At 40.9% G+C, this 15,983-nt stretch carries 15 protein-coding genes; 6 read left to right on the top strand and 9 right to left on the bottom strand.

Features of this window, described 5'->3' with window-relative positions:
- Positions 1-12: 12 nt before the first annotated feature.
- From MHI27_RS20500 to MHI27_RS20525, 6 genes are all read right to left on the bottom strand, one after another.
- On the bottom strand, positions 13-981 hold the full coding sequence (locus MHI27_RS20500) for an ABC transporter permease subunit (RefSeq protein ID WP_042189841.1): 969 nt from the start codon (positions 979-981) through the stop codon (positions 13-15).
- Between the two features lie 2 nt (positions 982-983).
- Positions 984-2,465, bottom strand: a complete 1,482-nt coding sequence (locus MHI27_RS20505; protein WP_405174597.1) for a sugar ABC transporter ATP-binding protein — start codon at positions 2,463-2,465, stop codon at positions 984-986.
- Positions 2,466-2,483: 18 nt separating this feature from the next.
- Positions 2,484-2,882, bottom strand: a complete 399-nt coding sequence (gene rbsD, locus MHI27_RS20510; protein ID WP_076286605.1) for a D-ribose pyranase — start codon at positions 2,880-2,882, stop codon at positions 2,484-2,486.
- Positions 2,883-2,884: 2 nt separating this feature from the next.
- On the bottom strand, positions 2,885-3,763 hold the full coding sequence (gene rbsK, locus MHI27_RS20515) for a ribokinase (RefSeq protein WP_405174598.1): 879 nt from the start codon (positions 3,761-3,763) through the stop codon (positions 2,885-2,887).
- 27 nt (positions 3,764-3,790) lie between these two features.
- Positions 3,791-4,771, bottom strand: a complete 981-nt coding sequence (locus MHI27_RS20520) for a LacI family DNA-binding transcriptional regulator (protein WP_341128731.1) — start codon at positions 4,769-4,771, stop codon at positions 3,791-3,793.
- Between the two features lie 424 nt (positions 4,772-5,195).
- Positions 5,196-5,672 carry a DinB family protein gene (locus tag MHI27_RS20525; RefSeq protein WP_305953493.1) on the bottom strand — a complete coding sequence of 159 codons (477 nt, stop codon included), beginning with the start codon at positions 5,670-5,672 and terminating at the stop codon, positions 5,196-5,198.
- Positions 5,673-5,855: 183 nt separating this feature from the next.
- Between MHI27_RS20525 and MHI27_RS20530 the strand changes: the two genes are divergently transcribed.
- From MHI27_RS20530 to MHI27_RS20540, 3 genes are read left to right on the top strand one after another with little or no spacing between them, the layout of a single operon-like run.
- On the top strand, positions 5,856-6,983 hold the full coding sequence (locus MHI27_RS20530; protein WP_405174599.1) for a winged helix-turn-helix domain-containing protein: 1,128 nt from the start codon (positions 5,856-5,858) through the stop codon (positions 6,981-6,983).
- A gap of 42 nt (positions 6,984-7,025) precedes the next feature.
- Positions 7,026-8,867 (top strand): ABC transporter ATP-binding protein, encoded by a 1,842-nt coding sequence (locus MHI27_RS20535; RefSeq protein ID WP_405174600.1) that lies wholly within the window; start codon positions 7,026-7,028, stop codon positions 8,865-8,867.
- Positions 8,864-10,693: an ABC transporter ATP-binding protein gene (locus MHI27_RS20540; protein ID WP_341060145.1), complete on the top strand. Its 1,830-nt coding sequence runs from the start codon at positions 8,864-8,866 to the stop codon at positions 10,691-10,693. The genes MHI27_RS20535 and MHI27_RS20540 overlap by 4 nt, the downstream gene beginning before the upstream one ends.
- Before the next feature lie 42 nt (positions 10,694-10,735).
- Here the strand turns inward: MHI27_RS20540 and MHI27_RS20545 are convergent, their stop codons facing one another.
- Complete coding sequence (locus MHI27_RS20545) at positions 10,736-11,671, bottom strand: LysR family transcriptional regulator (RefSeq protein ID WP_405174601.1); 936 nt, start codon at positions 11,669-11,671, stop codon at positions 10,736-10,738.
- Between the two features lie 156 nt (positions 11,672-11,827).
- On the opposite strand from MHI27_RS20545, the gene MHI27_RS20550 reads away from it, so the two are divergent.
- Positions 11,828-12,445 carry a histidine phosphatase family protein gene (locus MHI27_RS20550; RefSeq protein ID WP_339242465.1) on the top strand — a complete coding sequence of 206 codons (618 nt, stop codon included), beginning with the start codon at positions 11,828-11,830 and terminating at the stop codon, positions 12,443-12,445.
- Positions 12,446-12,509: 64 nt separating this feature from the next.
- Here the strand turns inward: MHI27_RS20550 and MHI27_RS20555 are convergent, their stop codons facing one another.
- Positions 12,510-12,755, bottom strand: a complete 246-nt coding sequence (locus tag MHI27_RS20555) for a hypothetical protein (protein WP_042189863.1) — start codon at positions 12,753-12,755, stop codon at positions 12,510-12,512.
- Between the two features lie 138 nt (positions 12,756-12,893).
- The gene (locus MHI27_RS20560; protein WP_042189865.1) at positions 12,894-13,445 is read right to left on the bottom strand and encodes a polymer-forming cytoskeletal protein; all 552 of its coding nucleotides are present in this window, start codon (positions 13,443-13,445) and stop codon (positions 12,894-12,896) included.
- A gap of 311 nt (positions 13,446-13,756) precedes the next feature.
- Between MHI27_RS20560 and MHI27_RS20565 the strand changes: the two genes are divergently transcribed.
- Together MHI27_RS20565 and MHI27_RS20570 are read left to right on the top strand one after the other, a co-directional pair.
- On the top strand, positions 13,757-14,668 hold the full coding sequence (locus MHI27_RS20565; protein ID WP_076286597.1) for a LacI family DNA-binding transcriptional regulator: 912 nt from the start codon (positions 13,757-13,759) through the stop codon (positions 14,666-14,668).
- Positions 14,669-14,717: 49 nt separating this feature from the next.
- Complete coding sequence (locus tag MHI27_RS20570; RefSeq protein ID WP_405174602.1) at positions 14,718-15,983, top strand: MFS transporter; 1,266 nt, start codon at positions 14,718-14,720, stop codon at positions 15,981-15,983.

A 15,983-nucleotide genomic window follows, 5' to 3' on the forward strand; every position in this document is an offset into this window, starting at 1 on the left:
GTGGAATCCCCCTTATACGGCTTTCTTACGGTCTATGAGTACAGCAATCGCAATAACGATCCCTTTAACTACCATTTGGTAAAATGATGATACGCCGAGCAAGTTCAAGCCATTGTTCAGAATCCCGATAATAAGAGCACCAATTAATGTGCCTACGATACGTCCACGGCCACCTGTTAAGCTCGTCCCCCCTAATACTACTGCCGCGATCGCATCCAACTCATAGGATGTACCTGCTGTTGGTTGCGCTGAGTTCAATCTAGAGGTCAAGATGGCACCAGCCAATGCTGATAACATACCGGTTAAGGAATAGATCATTATTTTGATGCGGTCTACTTTGATCCCTGAAATAATGGAAGCTTTCTCATTACCCCCAATAGCATACGTTTTACGGCCAAATGGCGTTTTATGCAGTACAATCCACAACACAGCGAATACGATAATCATCGTGATAGCAGGTACAGGTATTCCTAGTAAATATCCACGGCCAAACAATTGGAACGTCATGCTGTCACCAAGACCTGTGATCGGATTACCGTCCGTGTATACAAGCGTTAATCCGCGGAAAATAGTCATGGTCGCCAGTGTAGCAATAAAAGGCGCCATTCTGCCTTTCGTAATCATCAGTCCGTTGACCATCCCCATCAGTCCACCCGCTAAACAACCCACAACAATAGCTAAGATTGGATCCCAGCCTGACAACATCAAGTTGGCTGTGAAGGCACTGGATAAAGCTAGAATAGACCCTACAGATAAATCGATACCACCCGTTAGAATAACAAAGGTCATCCCAAAAGCGATAAGCGCATTAATTGCGACTTGTCTAAGCAAGTTCAGTATATTAAGGGGTTCCATAAAGCTTGGGTTCAGCACGGTTACGATAATAATTAGAATGATTAACCCTAGTAATGGCCCTAATTTCTGCGTGATTTGCCCGATTTGGAAACCTTTCTTTACACTCTCATCTTTGATAGTAGTCATTGCTATTGCCCCCCTGTAGCTAACGTCATGATTTTTTCTTGCGTAGCTTCCTGTTGTGAAAGTTCTCCACTGATTTCCCCTTCATGAACAACTACGATGCGGTCACTCATCCCTAAGACTTCAGGAAGTTCTGAGGATACCATAATAATGGCGACACCACGTTCAGTTAATTCGTTCATAAGCTGATAAATTTCCCGTTTTGCCCCAACATCGACGCCGCGTGTAGGCTCATCAAGGATAAGAACACTGAGGCCAATACCAATCCATTTGGCGATAACTACTTTCTGTTGATTACCCCCAGATAAATTCCGGACCAAAGTGGATGATGATTGTGTCTTAATGTGTAGCCGTTTAATAAGCATGTCCACGAATTCTTGTTCCTTCTTAGCATTGATTACACCTTTAGGGGCAAAGTCGTATAAATTCGTCAGTACCATATTATCTCGAATAGAGAAATCTAGGATTAACCCCTCATCTTTGCGGTCTTCTGTAACAAAGCCGATTCCAGCTTGCATAGCGTCATTGGGATTCCGAATGGTAATCTTCTGTCCCTTCACCCAAATCTCACCTTGGTCTAATGGTTCTAATCCGAATAAGGTTCTCATCATCTCTGTACGTCCAGATCCCATTAATCCAGAGAATCCTATGATTTCGCCAGCTCGCACAGAGAAATTAGCATTTTTAAATTGCCCTTTCTTTGAAGCATTCTTAACTTCAAGAACCACTTCTCCGGGTTTAGAATTACGCTCAGGGAACCGGTCCGTTAATTCACGACCTACCATCTTCCGAACTACATCGTCAAAATTAGTTTCAGGAATGGGCTTCGTGTCTACGGTTTTCCCGTCTCGCATAACGGTGATTCGATCACATATCGTAAAAATCTCTTCCATCCGATGCGAAATATAGACGATAGAGACGCCTTCCTTCTTTAACGAGGCAATGACTTCAAATAGTTTCTGTATTTCTCTCTCGGTTAATGCAGCGGTAGGTTCGTCCATAACAATAACTTTCGCATGAGTCATAAGCGCTTTAGCGATCTCAATCATCTGTTTTTCACCTACTGAACATTCCCCCGCCTCTTGGTTCAAAGGAATGGTCACAGAGAGCTTAGCAAACTGTTCATTTGCTAACGCTTTCATCTCTTTCCTATTTAACAGGCCGAATTTGGATGTTCGTTCCTTGCCAATGAATAGATTATCCAGAACCGTCATATCTGGCCATACATTCAGCTCCTGATGGATAAATGCGATTCCATATTGTTCTGCCTCTTTGGGATTCGTAAAGTATTTCTCCTGATCATCTATACGAATGGTGCCTTGGTCACGTTGGTGCAGACCGATCAGAATATTCATCAGCGTAGACTTACCTGCGCCATTCTCACCCATCAGGGCATGAACTTCACCATCCTTAAGTTCAAAATCCACACCGGTCAATACACGGTTAGCGCCAAAAGACTTATGAATATCTTTCATCGTAATGTGCATACACTTAGAACCCCCTTTTTATCCAAAATAGACCCCAGCTTGTAGAATACAGTTTGCATACGGCTTAGCTTCACCCGTGCGAATAATAACCTTAGCCTGCATCGTCAGCTGCTTAAATTGCTCATGTGAATATGCTTCTATCGGTATTTCCTTAAATTTATTATTCAAGTATTGAGAGGTGACTTTATTATCAGTCTCTAATTCCTCTGCAACGATCACCTTTTCGATGACCATATCCTCCGAAATGATATCAACGATATCTTGGAAGCTAGGAACCCCTAGTTTAACCGCCAAATCAATCTTCGGAACACCTGGTGGAACTGGAAGCCCCACATCTGCGATGACAATTGTATCAGTGTGGCCTAAGTCAGTAAGCACTTTGGAAATATGACTGTTTAATATCCCTTGTTTCTTCATAACTAAAGATTCGCCTCCACTTCTGCTCTTGTCGGCATGCCACCTTGTGCACCAAATTTAGTAACGGATAAGGAAGCCGCTCGATTGGCAAACTTTACACTATCCAGAATGGAGCTGCCTTCAGCTAAAGCAACTGCAAATGCCGCATTAAAAGTATCTCCAGCACCTGTCGTATCTATAGCGTTAACTTTGTAAGTAGGAACCAGAACTTCTTGTTCTCCATCGTAAAATCGTACGCCATTGCTTCCCTCTGTGATAAACAGCTTGTTTGGATATTTCCGTAAGGCATCTGTAGTACTCATCCCAGGGAATAAAATCGTACATTCATGTTCATTAGGTGTCAGATAGGCGGCATTTTCTATAATCGCGTCACTAATGGGACGCGCAGGTGCCGGATTAAGCAGCATAGGGATATTAAATTTATGACAAAGTTCGCTTACAAAAGACACCGTTTCTTCGGGTATTTCTTGTTGGATTAGCACCATATCAGATCCTTTAATAGCATCAAGTGCTCGCTCAACCAAAGCAGGAGTAACTGAATCATTAGCTCCTTTTACAACGATAATACTATTATCACCTTCTGCTAAAATGATGTGAGCAGTACCGCTTTTGGTATGTGTAACCGGTTCCACATTGGTGGTAAGAACCCGATTTTTCTTAAGATTCTCCATGATCTCCGTACCATAGAAATCTTCACCTACACAACCAACCATCATAACTTCTGCCCCTAAACGCGAAGCAGCTACGGCCTGATTCGCTCCCTTGCCTCCTGGAACGGTAGCGAAGCTCTCTCCAAGAACAGTTTCTCCTGCGTGAGGTCGCTTAGATGAGGTTACCACCAAATCCATTGAACAACTTCCAATTACACAAATCTTAGCCATGTCCATCAACCTTTCTTATGTTGTCATCTATTCTTTACTTCTTGTTGTTTCCCGCTCCACAAAGCTGACGGGTAATTGAATGATTTTATCTTCTACTTTATCTTGCTCAATTAACTTAATAAGTAAACCAGCCGCTTCACGGCCCATGTCATGTGCAGGCTGACGGATAGTGGATAACGAAGGAGACAACAGGCTGCTAAGTGGGATATCATCGAATCCAATGATTTGGAGATCCTGTGGCACTCTTTTACCTAAGCGATGTGCTTCATGAATAACTGCTGTCGCCACGATATCATTACTTGCAATTACGCCGTCTGTGTCTATATATTTATCAAATAACTCTACAGCCCATTGTTCCGCTTCCGTGTGGGAGAAAGATGAAGTCTGGATTACTTGATAAGTGATTCCCATTTCATCAAGTACTTCAATCGCACCTTGAAATCGATCCTGCGCCGGTTTAATATGCGCCGGTCCTTGCATGACTGTAATTTTGGTGCTTCCCCGTGCAATGATTTCTTGAGCAGCAAGGCGTCCGCCTTTTCTGCCATCTGCATATACGGAGGGACTGTCATTAGAAGTACGGTCAAGAAATACAACCGGAATTTTCAAATTAGAATAAATATCTTTCTCGGGAAAATTGGTTGATGAGATCATGCCAATGACATTATTTTGGATAAAGGTTTGAATATAGTCCAATTCCTTTTCCTCGTTCTCATCACTATTACCAAAGATTATCCGATAACCATGCTCCTGCATCCGATCTTCTATCCCACGTGCTAATTGCGGGAAGAATGGGTTCGTAATGTCAGGCAATAGAAGTCCTATTAATTTGGATTTCCGTTTATACAATGACCTTGCAACCTCATTAGGGGTATAATTCATTTCTTTGATAGCTGCCTCAACTTTTTTTCGAGTATCGATATTCACATAACCAGATTCATTTAACACCCTAGAAACGGTTGCTACCGACACTCCAGCTATTTTTGCAACATCTTTAATCGTCATCATGATTCATTTCATCCCCCAATGTGTAACCGGTTACATGTATTACATTAATTAGATTATCATAAAACCGTTTTCATTACAAATCTTTTTTCGTTCCAATATATAACAAAAGATATCGATTGAACTCGATATCCTTAGTGAGGCTAATAAACCAGTTCACAATCATGGTGTTCCCAGACATCAAATAAATTACCATCCAGATCTTCAAATACAAAAAACTTCCCATACTCACCTTCATCGCTAATGTTTCCGACTTTCACATCTTCAGAACTCAAATTGTTATGAAGTGATACGACAAATGTTTCACAAACCAAGCTGCAGATTTCTCCAAGTCTTTAACTGGGATCACATTATATGCAATACCTAAAATTCTTCCAACCTCCATCGAATACCTCCTTGACCTTAGACTTTTGTCTACTAAAGATCTCTAAAGTCTTTTATCAGCAAATCGATTTAATAGTTTGATTGTATTAAAATGCATCCCTTCATGGTAAAGCGTGAAATTTATGAATTCTCCGATTGTATTTAAAGTTAATCCACTACCCGTTGTAAGAGGGGTTACTTGCTCACTTAAGCGATTGTGCATAGCTTCCTGAATACGTTTGGGTTGCTCCGAAAGCATCTCAATTAACACTTCAAGTGTTGGTGGTTTCTCGCTCCACTCTGCAGGTTTAGTACCTTTTGCAAATAATCGTTCAAAGCTTTCCGGCAATTGCATAAGCTCCCTAGCGGAATGAAAAGCGAACTTCTCTTGCACCAAATAAATATGTCCCAAGTTCCATCTAACGTTGTTATTAAAGCCCTGTGGAATGATATCTAGTAGTTCCTCGGAAAGTTCTTCAACTGCACGAACAGTAACACTACGTACAAATTCAATTTGTTTGAACACGATTGGTTCCATCATATCCCCTCCTATTTTTTATCCATAGTTTACCATGCGCGACAACCGAATCCCAGCAGTTAGTACGAATTGTAAAATATCCCTTTACAAAAGAAAGCGAATGGTTTATTTTAACATTAAGTAATCATTAAATATTACTTGTATTATCCCAACATTTAAATTCTATAACAAGAAATATCGGAGGTTATGATGGAAGATAACATGAAAGATACCTTACTATCGAACATAAAATTTGCATATAACGAAGCTTTGGAATTCATTGTTTCTATGGGAATGATTGCTTGTGAAGAGCAGTTGCTTAAGGCAGCAGAGGATTACAAACTTGAAATGGACCCACAAGTGTTGTCTTATCATAAAGATGCACGAGCACGGTTGTCACCTCACTCCTACCGAGAACTTCAGTTTTTTTTCCAGTACAACTTTTTTCATAAAGCACTCGATTTTGCTTTCTATGAATCCATTTGCACTTGTCCAGAACCACAAACAGCCGAAGCATGGATAAATCGCCTGGAAAAGAGTCCTGCAGAAAAGGTAGTTGCTGAAATGGTATATGGTGTGTATTACGATAAATTAGATGAGTTGCTAGAAGGAAACGATTGGGAAATCGTCAAGAAGGATACCCGCTTAATGGCTGAGCTTGTGGCAAGAACAAAACCGCAGCTGGATGTGATTGAAGCGCAGGGGCCATTACTAGAGTGTCTTGCTTATCCCGAAGAAACTAAGCTACGTTATATGCAGCTCTTAAACCAGTTCTACAAGGATGTCTTTTCACTTTGGAAAGAGGAGTTAAGAAGGGAGTCTGAACAAGCCTCTCAGCGTTATGAAGGTTTGTTCCTAGCGAATCCTGAAAGATTCATTCGTGATATCAACAAAAATGAACCTGCAGTTTATGATGTTCCCACTACTTTTCATGTCAGCTTTTTCTCACAAGTTGGGAATCATGTTCTCTTCTTTTACGCAGGAAGTTCCCGTATCGCTTGGGTTATATTCGGCATTTTTAATGACCATGTATTCGGACCTGCTGCTGATCGAGAGAAAACTGAACTTTTTTTAAAAGCATTCTCGGATAAACGACGTTTAGACTTCTTGCTGCTCTTAAGGAATCGCCCTCACTATGGACAAGAAATTGCATCAGCACTTGGCATTACGCCCGCGGCAGTAACTTATCATGCCAACTTCCTATTCTTTTTAGACCTTATCGAACTAAAAAGAACCGATCATCGATTATATTACCATCTTCGAATGGATAAATTGAGAGAATTACTTGCCGTCACCACAAAAGTCATGCTCGATGAGGAACCTCCTATCTTTTAAGTGAACCACAGCAAATTAAAACCATAGTGGGGAGGGTCTAAATTGAATGGATCTACAAACATAGAAGCAGACTCGATCAAAAAATCCAAAGTAGTTTCTAACACTTTTATGCGTTTACTGAAACTTGGAAAACCCTATTTAGGCTGGTACCTCATATTATGTCTCTTAGCTGCCGTCGTTTCCCTTGCAACAGTTGGGATAGCCGAATCTTTACGACGTATAATCAACGCTGCTACGAATCAGAACATGTCCTTTTTGATGTCTGGTGCTATCTTTGCTCTAATAATCGTTATTGTAGATGCTTTAGCCAGCTTCTTATTGACTTACTTATCAGGTGTGCTTGAATTCAAGTCGACCTCCAAGCTTCAGGTATCACTGCTAGCTAGATTATTAAACGTACAGATGAAAGATTTGGATCGTTATCATTCTGCTGATCTCATTAGTCGTATCAATGATTCTGCCCCAGCTGCTCAGCAAGGTATCAATCAGAAGACCATTGAACTATTCAGTAATCTGATGCAAATTACATTTCTCCTAACTTATCTGCTCTCACTCCAATATGTCTTAACGCTCGGAACTATATTGATTTGCTCGCTTGTTCCACTTGTGATGATTCCCTTCACTTCCCGCCTACGTTCCATGCACGAGCAAAGACAGCAAATTGAAACCGCTCAACAAATGTTTATTCAAGATACGGTACAGGGTGCTGAGGTTGTGCGTGCCTTCTCCCTTGCACCTAAGCTGCATAATCAATTCACACAACGTGTTAGGCAATATTTCAACATTCATTTACCTGTCACACGCTTAGAAGCTGTGGGCTATAATATGCCCTTTGCCGTTATTCTTAGTGGATTGCTATATGTTCTCTCCTACGGCGGATATCTAGTTATCCAAGGGAGATTGGATGTGGGAGCAGTGGCGGCATTTCTGATTTGTTTCGAGCAAATTACAAACCCTGTATCAAAGCTGGCTAATCTATGGACAGAATTACAAGCCTCGCTGGCGCAAGGTAAACGATTGTTTGAAGTCATTGATTTACCAGAAGAAGACGCAAGCCGTGAATGTAATCAGGAAGATTCTCATAATGAAACGCCGATGAATAACAACCAAGCAATTAGTGGCTTGTACCCTATCACCTTTGAGAATGTAGGTTTTCATTATGGTAATCATCAAGTATTAACTAACGTTAATCTAACCATAGAACCAGGTAAAGTAACTGCGTTTGCCGGTCCTAGTGGCAGTGGGAAAAGCACCCTCCTTCAATTAATACTCGCAACCTATGAACCTAATGAAGGGGTCATCCAATCTGGTAAGTTGCCGTTAAGCAGCATCCCCCCTAAGTCTTGGCGTAATCATTTGGCTTATGTTTCTCAAGAGCCTTATCTGTTCACTGGAACCCTATATGAAAATATTGCATGGGGAAGACCTGACGCAACCTATGAAGAAATTATTAAAGCAGCAAAAAGTGCGGGGATACATGAATTTATTATGAGAACCCCCCTTCAATATCAGACTTCCATTGGGGAACGGGGCCATACCTTATCTGGCGGTGAAAGGCAGCGACTATCTATTGCCAGAGCGTTTGTCCGAGCGCCTAAGCTTCTCCTTCTTGATGAACCCACAGCTGCACTTGATAGCCATAATGAGGAGATTGTCGGCCAGGCCCTGCAAGAACTCATGCATGATCGTACAACGGTTGTTATCGCGCATAGACTATCTACCATCAGAGATGCAGATCACATTTATTATATGGAGGCGGGTTCTATTGTTGAAGCTGGGACTCATCTGGAGTTAATGACTTTACAAGGACAGTATTACAATATGGTTGAGACCTCAATGAAGAAGGCTGATATTTCTACTCTGGTCAGGGAGGTAGAGATATGAATGAGATGGAATCCAAGAATCTAAAATTGGGGTATGCTCTGCGTAGATTAATCTCTTACGCTAGCCCTTATCGAATTGGATTTATTGTGGCTGTACTCCTGCTCTCTGCTAAACTCGTAATGGACATAGGATTTGCAGCCATTCAGCAAGTATTTATTGATACGATCAACAACGCCAATATGGATGCATTAACACGTATAACTGTAATCTGTGCCATTGCTTGTGTCATCATTATCTGCTGTCTTATGGTGCAGCATTACTTCCGCTTTGTTATGCAAAGTCGGATGGCTTGGGATATTCGTGCGAAGCTGTTTGACAAAAGTCACCGACTTCCATTCCGTTACCTTCAGTCCATGCATTCAGGTGATTTGACTTCGCGTAACACTAAGGATGCAGGGATGGCCATGGGGATGATAAACAGCATCGTATACGATCTAGGCTATAATCTACTTCTCTGTTTCATTTCCTTTCTATATTTGGCTAAAATGGATGTCTGGATCGCCCTGTTAGCTCTTGGATCGGGTCCCCTTGTTTTTCTTTCCGGACGTTTCTTTGATCGCAGATTACGAAAATTATCTACTCAAATATATGCAAAAGAGGCGGAATTACGAGGAATCTTACAAGAAACGCTTCAAGGAATGAAGGTCGTAAGAGCCTTTTCGCTTGAAGAAACTCTCTTAAATAAATATGCGTTAGAACGTGAGCAGTTAAGAAGAATGCAGCTGCGAAAATCGCTTCTAAATGGTCTCTTATGGCAATCTTCTGCCTTTATCAACAATCTCGTAATGGTGACATGCGCCGCTTTAATTGCGTTATCAGCTCTAAGTGGCGGAACATCAGCAGGTGAAGTACTCGCTTTTATTATTTTGATGGGTAGGGTTCAATGGCCTTTTGTCCATATGTCTCAAACATGGGGAGGTGTCCAGGAGGCTTTAGGTGCAGCTGACCGCGTATTCGCTATACTTGATGCACCTGATGAAGGAGCTACTCATCCTTTGCCAGAATCCAGCTCCTCAACATTTGCTTCCGTAGAGGTAGCTGCATTACAAATAGAGGATGTCCACTACAACTATTCGGGTAAAACGGATAATGAAGCCTCCCTATTTACAGGGCTTAATATTCATATACAACATGGAGAAACTATCGCGGTTGTCGGGCCAAGCGGGTCAGGGAAGACGACGCTCGTTCGATTATGTAATGGACTTTATGAGCCTACTGCAGGAAGCATCACGGTTTATGGAAAGTCTGTACATGATCAGCTTGAAGAAGCACGTGCAATGATTACCTATGTTCCCCAAACCCCTTATTTGTTCTCAGGAACTATACGAGACAATATCGCCTTCAGTTCTAGTACAGCTAGCGAAGAGGATATTCGAGAAGCCGCTCGGCTCGCAGGTGCAGAAGAGTTTATTACGAAGATGCCCCATGGTTATGACACTATCCTAGGTGAACATGGATCGACTTTATCTGGTGGACAAAGACAACGCATAGCCATTGCCAGAGCTTTTCTTCGTGATGCTCCACTCCTTCTTCTAGATGAAGCAACTTCCGCACTCGATAACGAATCTGAGCGAATGATTCAGCAATCTCTTGATTTGTTAATGAAGAATCGAACCACATTGGTTATTGCACACAGACTATCCACCATACGTGAAGCATCTAGAATTATCGTGTTAAATCAGGGTTCGATTGTTGAGGAAGGTACACATGAGTCTTTATTAGAAATGAATGGGCTATACTCACAATTATATAACATTCAATTTAAATCTTCTGAAGCAGAAGACATTAGTGCACCTGAGTTGCTTCAATTACATTCCAATCTTTGATCTCAGTTCAATGCATACATCGTAATTCATAAGTTATTTTAATTAAGGTGTATGCGTTGGAATCGAGTATAAATTATCCTCTTCTTTTAATCGTTTCATGACGAGCTTAATAAATGACTGGATATAGCTTTCTTGAAGCTCTTTCTTTCTGTGGCTCATCCATATCGAATGCTTAGAGACTACATTTTCCACTTCGACCTTGGCTAACATACCCTGATCAAGATATGGCTTTGCTAACAACGCAGATACAAAACTAATCCCATAGCCGGCAATCACGGCTTGAATAACCTCATTTACTCCATTAAATTGCAGTTCGATCTTCGGATGTTGTACCTTTCTTTCTTCACATAATTGTACAATTCTCTCTCTGGCTGCACTACCTTCCTCCCTCATAATAAATGCCTCAGCCATCACTTCCTCAAAGCTAACCTCCTGCTTGGCTAAAGAATGATTTGAAGAAACTACGAACACATACTCGTCCTTGTACAACTCCCGATGTTCGAACACCCCTGTATGATGAGAAGGAAACGCCATATCACTATAAATCGCCACGTCTGCTTCAAAGTTATTTAATTGTTCCATGACTTCATGAGAATTAGCAGTAGAGATCTGAATTTTAACCTTCGGAAAAGATTGTTTGTATAATGATGCCCACCGGGGGATGAGTATGCTTGTGGCCAGATAATTACCTGCAATCCGAATATGGCCCGCAGGAAATTTATGATAATCCTCAATAATCTGCTGTACCTGTTCACCCATAGCAAATAACTTTTCAAGTGGTTCGATCAGTTTTCTCCCAATCGGTGTTAGCACCATTCTCTTTCCTATGACCTCTAATAATACGATATTATTCTCCCGTTCAAATTTGCGGATCTGCGCTGATATAGCGGGTTGACTGATGTGCAAACGTTCAGAGGCTTTGGTCACACTCCCTGTTATTGCAACATAATAAAACAATTTTAATACATGATAGTTCATCCTGATTTCTTCCTAACTATATAAAATAAAATCATTGTTTAACGGACCTTCGGCTTTCTTACTATAACTATACATTATGGATATTAACTATTATATATTGTTTATTTATAATTATTTATCTTATACTTACAACTATTCAAAAGGGAGGTTTCGTTAATGAAAGAGACAGTATTATTTCTAACCCGTCACGGGCAGACCGAATGGAATTTGCAGAAAAGAATGCAAGGTCATCAAAATTCAGCGTTAACAACCTTGGGTGAACAGCAAGCGGAATGGTTGAGAGAACGTTTGGAAGGTGAGAATTTAGGAGCCATTTATTCTAGTACTAGTCCAAGAGCATTGCATACTGCGCAGATTTTACGAGGAAATCGGAGTTTACCGATTCAACAGCAAGCTTCATTAATGGAAATTAACATGGGCATTTGGGAAGGAATGAACACAGATCAGATTGAACAAGAATATCCATTACAGTACAATCATTTTTTCACCAGACCTGATCTTTTTATTCCTCTAGCCCCAGGTGAGACCTATAGTCAGCTTGAACAAAGAGTAACGCCGACTATTGAGCGTATCATTAACGATAATGAAGGACATGAGGTACTTATTGTCACGCATCGGATGACCCTGAAAGTAATTATGGCTCATTTTCTCAATAAATCATTGCAGGAATTAGGGGAACTACCGGATATTCTCTCTACAGCATTGTGTAAAGTAACCCTAACTGACAACAATACAACCATCGATCTGTACGGCGATACTTCACATTATCAATGAATCCTTCTCAAAAATAAAAAAGGAAACTCCGATTTAAATGGGGTTCCCTTTTTAGACTTGAATTTTAAATTTCCACACTTTTGATTGTAAAGCTGCGGACCTTCATCCATTTTCCTGAAATAAATTCGTCAATTGTTTTCGTCTTCGGTCTAACACAAAAACGATGCTTGCTCCCTTTATCAAAACCAACCGCTTCAAAAATCAGGCCGTCACCTATTTGCTCCTTAAAGAACACTTGCTTAAGTCCCAATCTATTTAACATTTCAAGCTTTACACTTTCGATATATGTGCGTGAATACTCCTTAGACATATGTGTTCCTCCTAGTAGTGGTAGTAATATTATAAGTTCAATATTAAGAAAATCAACTGAAGATCACATAATCACAAAAAGAAAAAAGCCAACCCATAGTCTATGGATTGGCTTCTACTGTATAAGTTGATTACGCAATTATTTAACTTCTGTTGTTCCAGTCACTTTTCCATCAATAACAGCTGATGTTTTCAGATCTTCGCTTGCGAAATAGAGGTTACCATCAATAGTGGCGGTTTCAGGCAGAGTAAAGCCTTTCGCTTCTACATAAACATCGCCTTTAATCGTTCCGCCTTCAACTTTCAAATTCTCACTTTGTACTGTAAACTTTGGTACGGTTAGTGTATAAGTAGCAGTGATCTTGTGATCAGCATCTTGCGAATAAAGGGCAATCTTACGGTAGATGTCGCCATCTGCGGCTCCTTTATTACGGAATTCTCCAGCTACAACAACCTCATCAGGAATCGTTACATCATTTAGAATCGCAACAATCCAGTTTCCATCTTTGCTAACAGCCTTAGTAAATGCATCTGCTTGATTCACAATCGAAGCTGTAGTGACAGCATCTGTCTGCTCAGCAGCCGGAGCTGAAGTTGCCGCCGAATTGTTTGCTTTATCCTCATTTGCTCCACAACCTGCCAATACTGCTACCGAAACCCCAGCCACTAAAATCATTTTAAATAGTCTCATTTTCGATTCCCCCTAATTTTGATTATGAATTAATTATATATTAAAATTCTTAATAATTAAGTGAATAATTTCACAAATTTGTGTCAGTATCTAAAGCGGTTTCACAGCGCGCTCTCTTCCCGATTAAGATTCGTTCCCATGAGCCACACCTCTTCTCGCTGACTGATTTAGCTTCTTATATCTATTTACCCAAATTATAAAAATGAACACAAGCATCATTTGCTTCTTGGTATAAAGTCAATCGTTGACTCTTTTCAAGTGTTAATGATAATATTTGGAAATAAATATCTCAGCAAGGGAGAAGTTTACTGGTGAAAAAGACTACAATGAAAGACATCGCGCTACAAGCTAATGTCTCCGTTGCGACTGTAAGCTATGTTCTGAACCGCGTCGATAACCAAACCATTCCTGAGAAGACCCGCAATCAAATTCTGTCACTTGCCGAAGAACTTCATTACATTCCTAATCTAGCAGCCCGTTCGCTTGCCAATAAAAAAACGGGATTAGTAGGGGTACTTGTCCATAATTCTGCTTATATGCCACCTTGGAAACTCTATGCCCAGTTCACCTTTATTCGTGCTTTGGAACAGCGTTTAACGGATGCCGGATATCATACGCTGCTATATTCTCTTGGTACTGACCATCCTTCTCTGAATATCATCGTTGAAAGAAAGCTCGAAGCCGTCTTTCTGATCGATGTGCACGATGAATCCTTCTATTCGATTTCCAAACATTTTGTAGAAGGTATCCCCTTGATTTTGATCGACAGCATGATTGAAGATAAGCTGTTTAAGCAAGTTCTTTACAATTATCGTTCAGCTCTACGGAAGGTAATGCCGGAGGATCTTTCACAGGTTTGTTTAATTATGGAGAGCTTCAATAACTCCCTGCTCACTAACTTTATCCAAGATAGTCTTCCTTTACCTGAGAAAGCAATATTCAAAGTTCAAAATATGGAAGAATTGAATACAATCTTATCGGAGGGGATCTACAAAGAGGCCATAGTTATTAATGAGTTTATTGGAAGTTGTGTTGAAAAATCCGGGGTATTCGCACGTCTTTCTGTTCTATGTACCTGTAATTGCCCAGAAATGCTTGGAGAAGACGTTCAGAAATTCATATTCACTGGGGATAAATCAGCCACTGCTTTTGAACTAATGCAGGAGTTATTACATCGTCCTGACTACTCCAAACAAGAGAATAATCGTTATTTTGTTGATTAATTTTTTTTCGATATTCACTTAAACGTTTAAGTCGAGAGGAGAGTTACCTATGACAGATCCTGTATTAGCAAAACATGCATCCACCACCGCTCAATCCTATCCAACCCTTTGGGGAAACCGGAGATTTATGTTGCTACTCAGCTCCTATTCCATTTCTTTGTTTGGAAATACCTTTCACAGCATTGCTTTAAGTTTATGGGTACTTCAGACGACCGGAAGCGCTAAAATGATTGCCATTATTACGATAATCAATCTATTGCTCAGTTCTTTACTCGGATCGATAGGAGGCACACTCGCAGACAGGATCAATCGCAGAACCATTATGTTAATCACTGATTTGATAAGCTGCGGTCTAGCAGTTACGCTTGCTCTGACCATTTCCATGTCTTCTACATCATTCATTATCGTGGCCATATTAACGGGACTTACGACAGTCTCAGCATTATTCCAATCCCCTGCGTATCAAGCTTCAATTACCACTGTAGTTGGAAAAGAACATGTGCAAAAAGCAGTCGGGATTCTGAACCTGTCGGAGAACATCTGTAGGACGATTGGGTATTCGGCTGGAGGTATTTTTGTAGCAAGTTTTGGAGCGGCAGATGCCATATTATTTGATGGAGCTACATTTTTCGTTTCCTTTCTACTAGTTCTTGCTGTCCGCTCCCTTCCACTCCCAAACCGAGTGAATACCGGACCTAAAGAAGAAAGAAAATTCACACAGGATCTTGCGGATGGCGTTCGTTATATTTGGAGATACCCCTTCGCCCGAGCAATAATCATCATGCTTCCTACGCTCACTTTGTTCTTTATGCCTTCACTGATGCTAACGCAAGTTATGGCCGTCAAAGTATGGAATTCTAGTCCCTTTCAGTTTGGACTCATGGAAGCCTGTATTCCTCTAGGTTATATGATTGGTTCCAGCATGATCTTGTTTCTCGGCTCTAAATTAAAGAATCGCGGCTTCTTTATCATGACTGGACTGCTATGTCTGGGTCCCCTGTACCTCCTGCTATCGTTCGTCACTACTGCTGCCTTAGCCATTCCCATCATTCTTCTAATTGGCTTTATGTTCTCATTCTGTACATTGCTGATAAATACAATCCTCAGACTGGAAGTTTCGGAGGATATACAAGGTAGAGTCTTCGGTGTATTAGGCTCCATTATGAGTGTAGCACCCTCACTTGGTCTTACAGCTGTTTCATTCCTGTCCGATCACTTCAGTCCAGCCCCTGTCATGGGTTCCATCGGAGTCCTGCTACTACTGTTTGCTTTATTAACCTTGACCAAGTTAAAGGTGATTCGAAATTATAAGTAA

It is taken from the genome of Paenibacillus sp. FSL H8-0261 (genome assembly GCF_045040645.1).
In the GTDB taxonomy this organism is placed as follows: domain Bacteria; phylum Bacillota; class Bacilli; order Paenibacillales; family Paenibacillaceae; genus Paenibacillus_AQ.

Coding starts and splice junctions, on each gene's coding strand:
- MHI27_RS20530 (WP_405174599.1), top strand. CDS start 5,856: ATGATGGAAGATAACATGAAAGATACCTTACTATCGAACATAAAATTT.
- MHI27_RS20570 (WP_405174602.1), top strand. CDS start 14,718: ATGACAGATCCTGTATTAGCAAAACATGCATCCACCACCGCTCAATCC.
- MHI27_RS20505 (WP_405174597.1), bottom strand. CDS start 2,465: ATGCACATTACGATGAAAGATATTCATAAGTCTTTTGGCGCTAACCGT.
- MHI27_RS20500 (WP_042189841.1), bottom strand. CDS start 981: ATGACTACTATCAAAGATGAGAGTGTAAAGAAAGGTTTCCAAATCGGG.
- MHI27_RS20545 (WP_405174601.1), bottom strand. CDS start 11,671: ATGAACTATCATGTATTAAAATTGTTTTATTATGTTGCAATAACAGGG.
- MHI27_RS20560 (WP_042189865.1), bottom strand. CDS start 13,445: ATGAGACTATTTAAAATGATTTTAGTGGCTGGGGTTTCGGTAGCAGTA.
- MHI27_RS20525 (WP_305953493.1), bottom strand. CDS start 5,672: ATGATGGAACCAATCGTGTTCAAACAAATTGAATTTGTACGTAGTGTT.
- MHI27_RS20555 (WP_042189863.1), bottom strand. CDS start 12,755: ATGTCTAAGGAGTATTCACGCACATATATCGAAAGTGTAAAGCTTGAA.
- MHI27_RS20550 (WP_339242465.1), top strand. CDS start 11,828: ATGAAAGAGACAGTATTATTTCTAACCCGTCACGGGCAGACCGAATGG.
- MHI27_RS20520 (WP_341128731.1), bottom strand. CDS start 4,771: ATGATGACGATTAAAGATGTTGCAAAAATAGCTGGAGTGTCGGTAGCA.
- rbsD (WP_076286605.1), bottom strand. CDS start 2,882: ATGAAGAAACAAGGGATATTAAACAGTCATATTTCCAAAGTGCTTACT.
- MHI27_RS20540 (WP_341060145.1), top strand. CDS start 8,864: ATGAATGAGATGGAATCCAAGAATCTAAAATTGGGGTATGCTCTGCGT.
- rbsK (WP_405174598.1), bottom strand. CDS start 3,763: ATGGCTAAGATTTGTGTAATTGGAAGTTGTTCAATGGATTTGGTGGTA.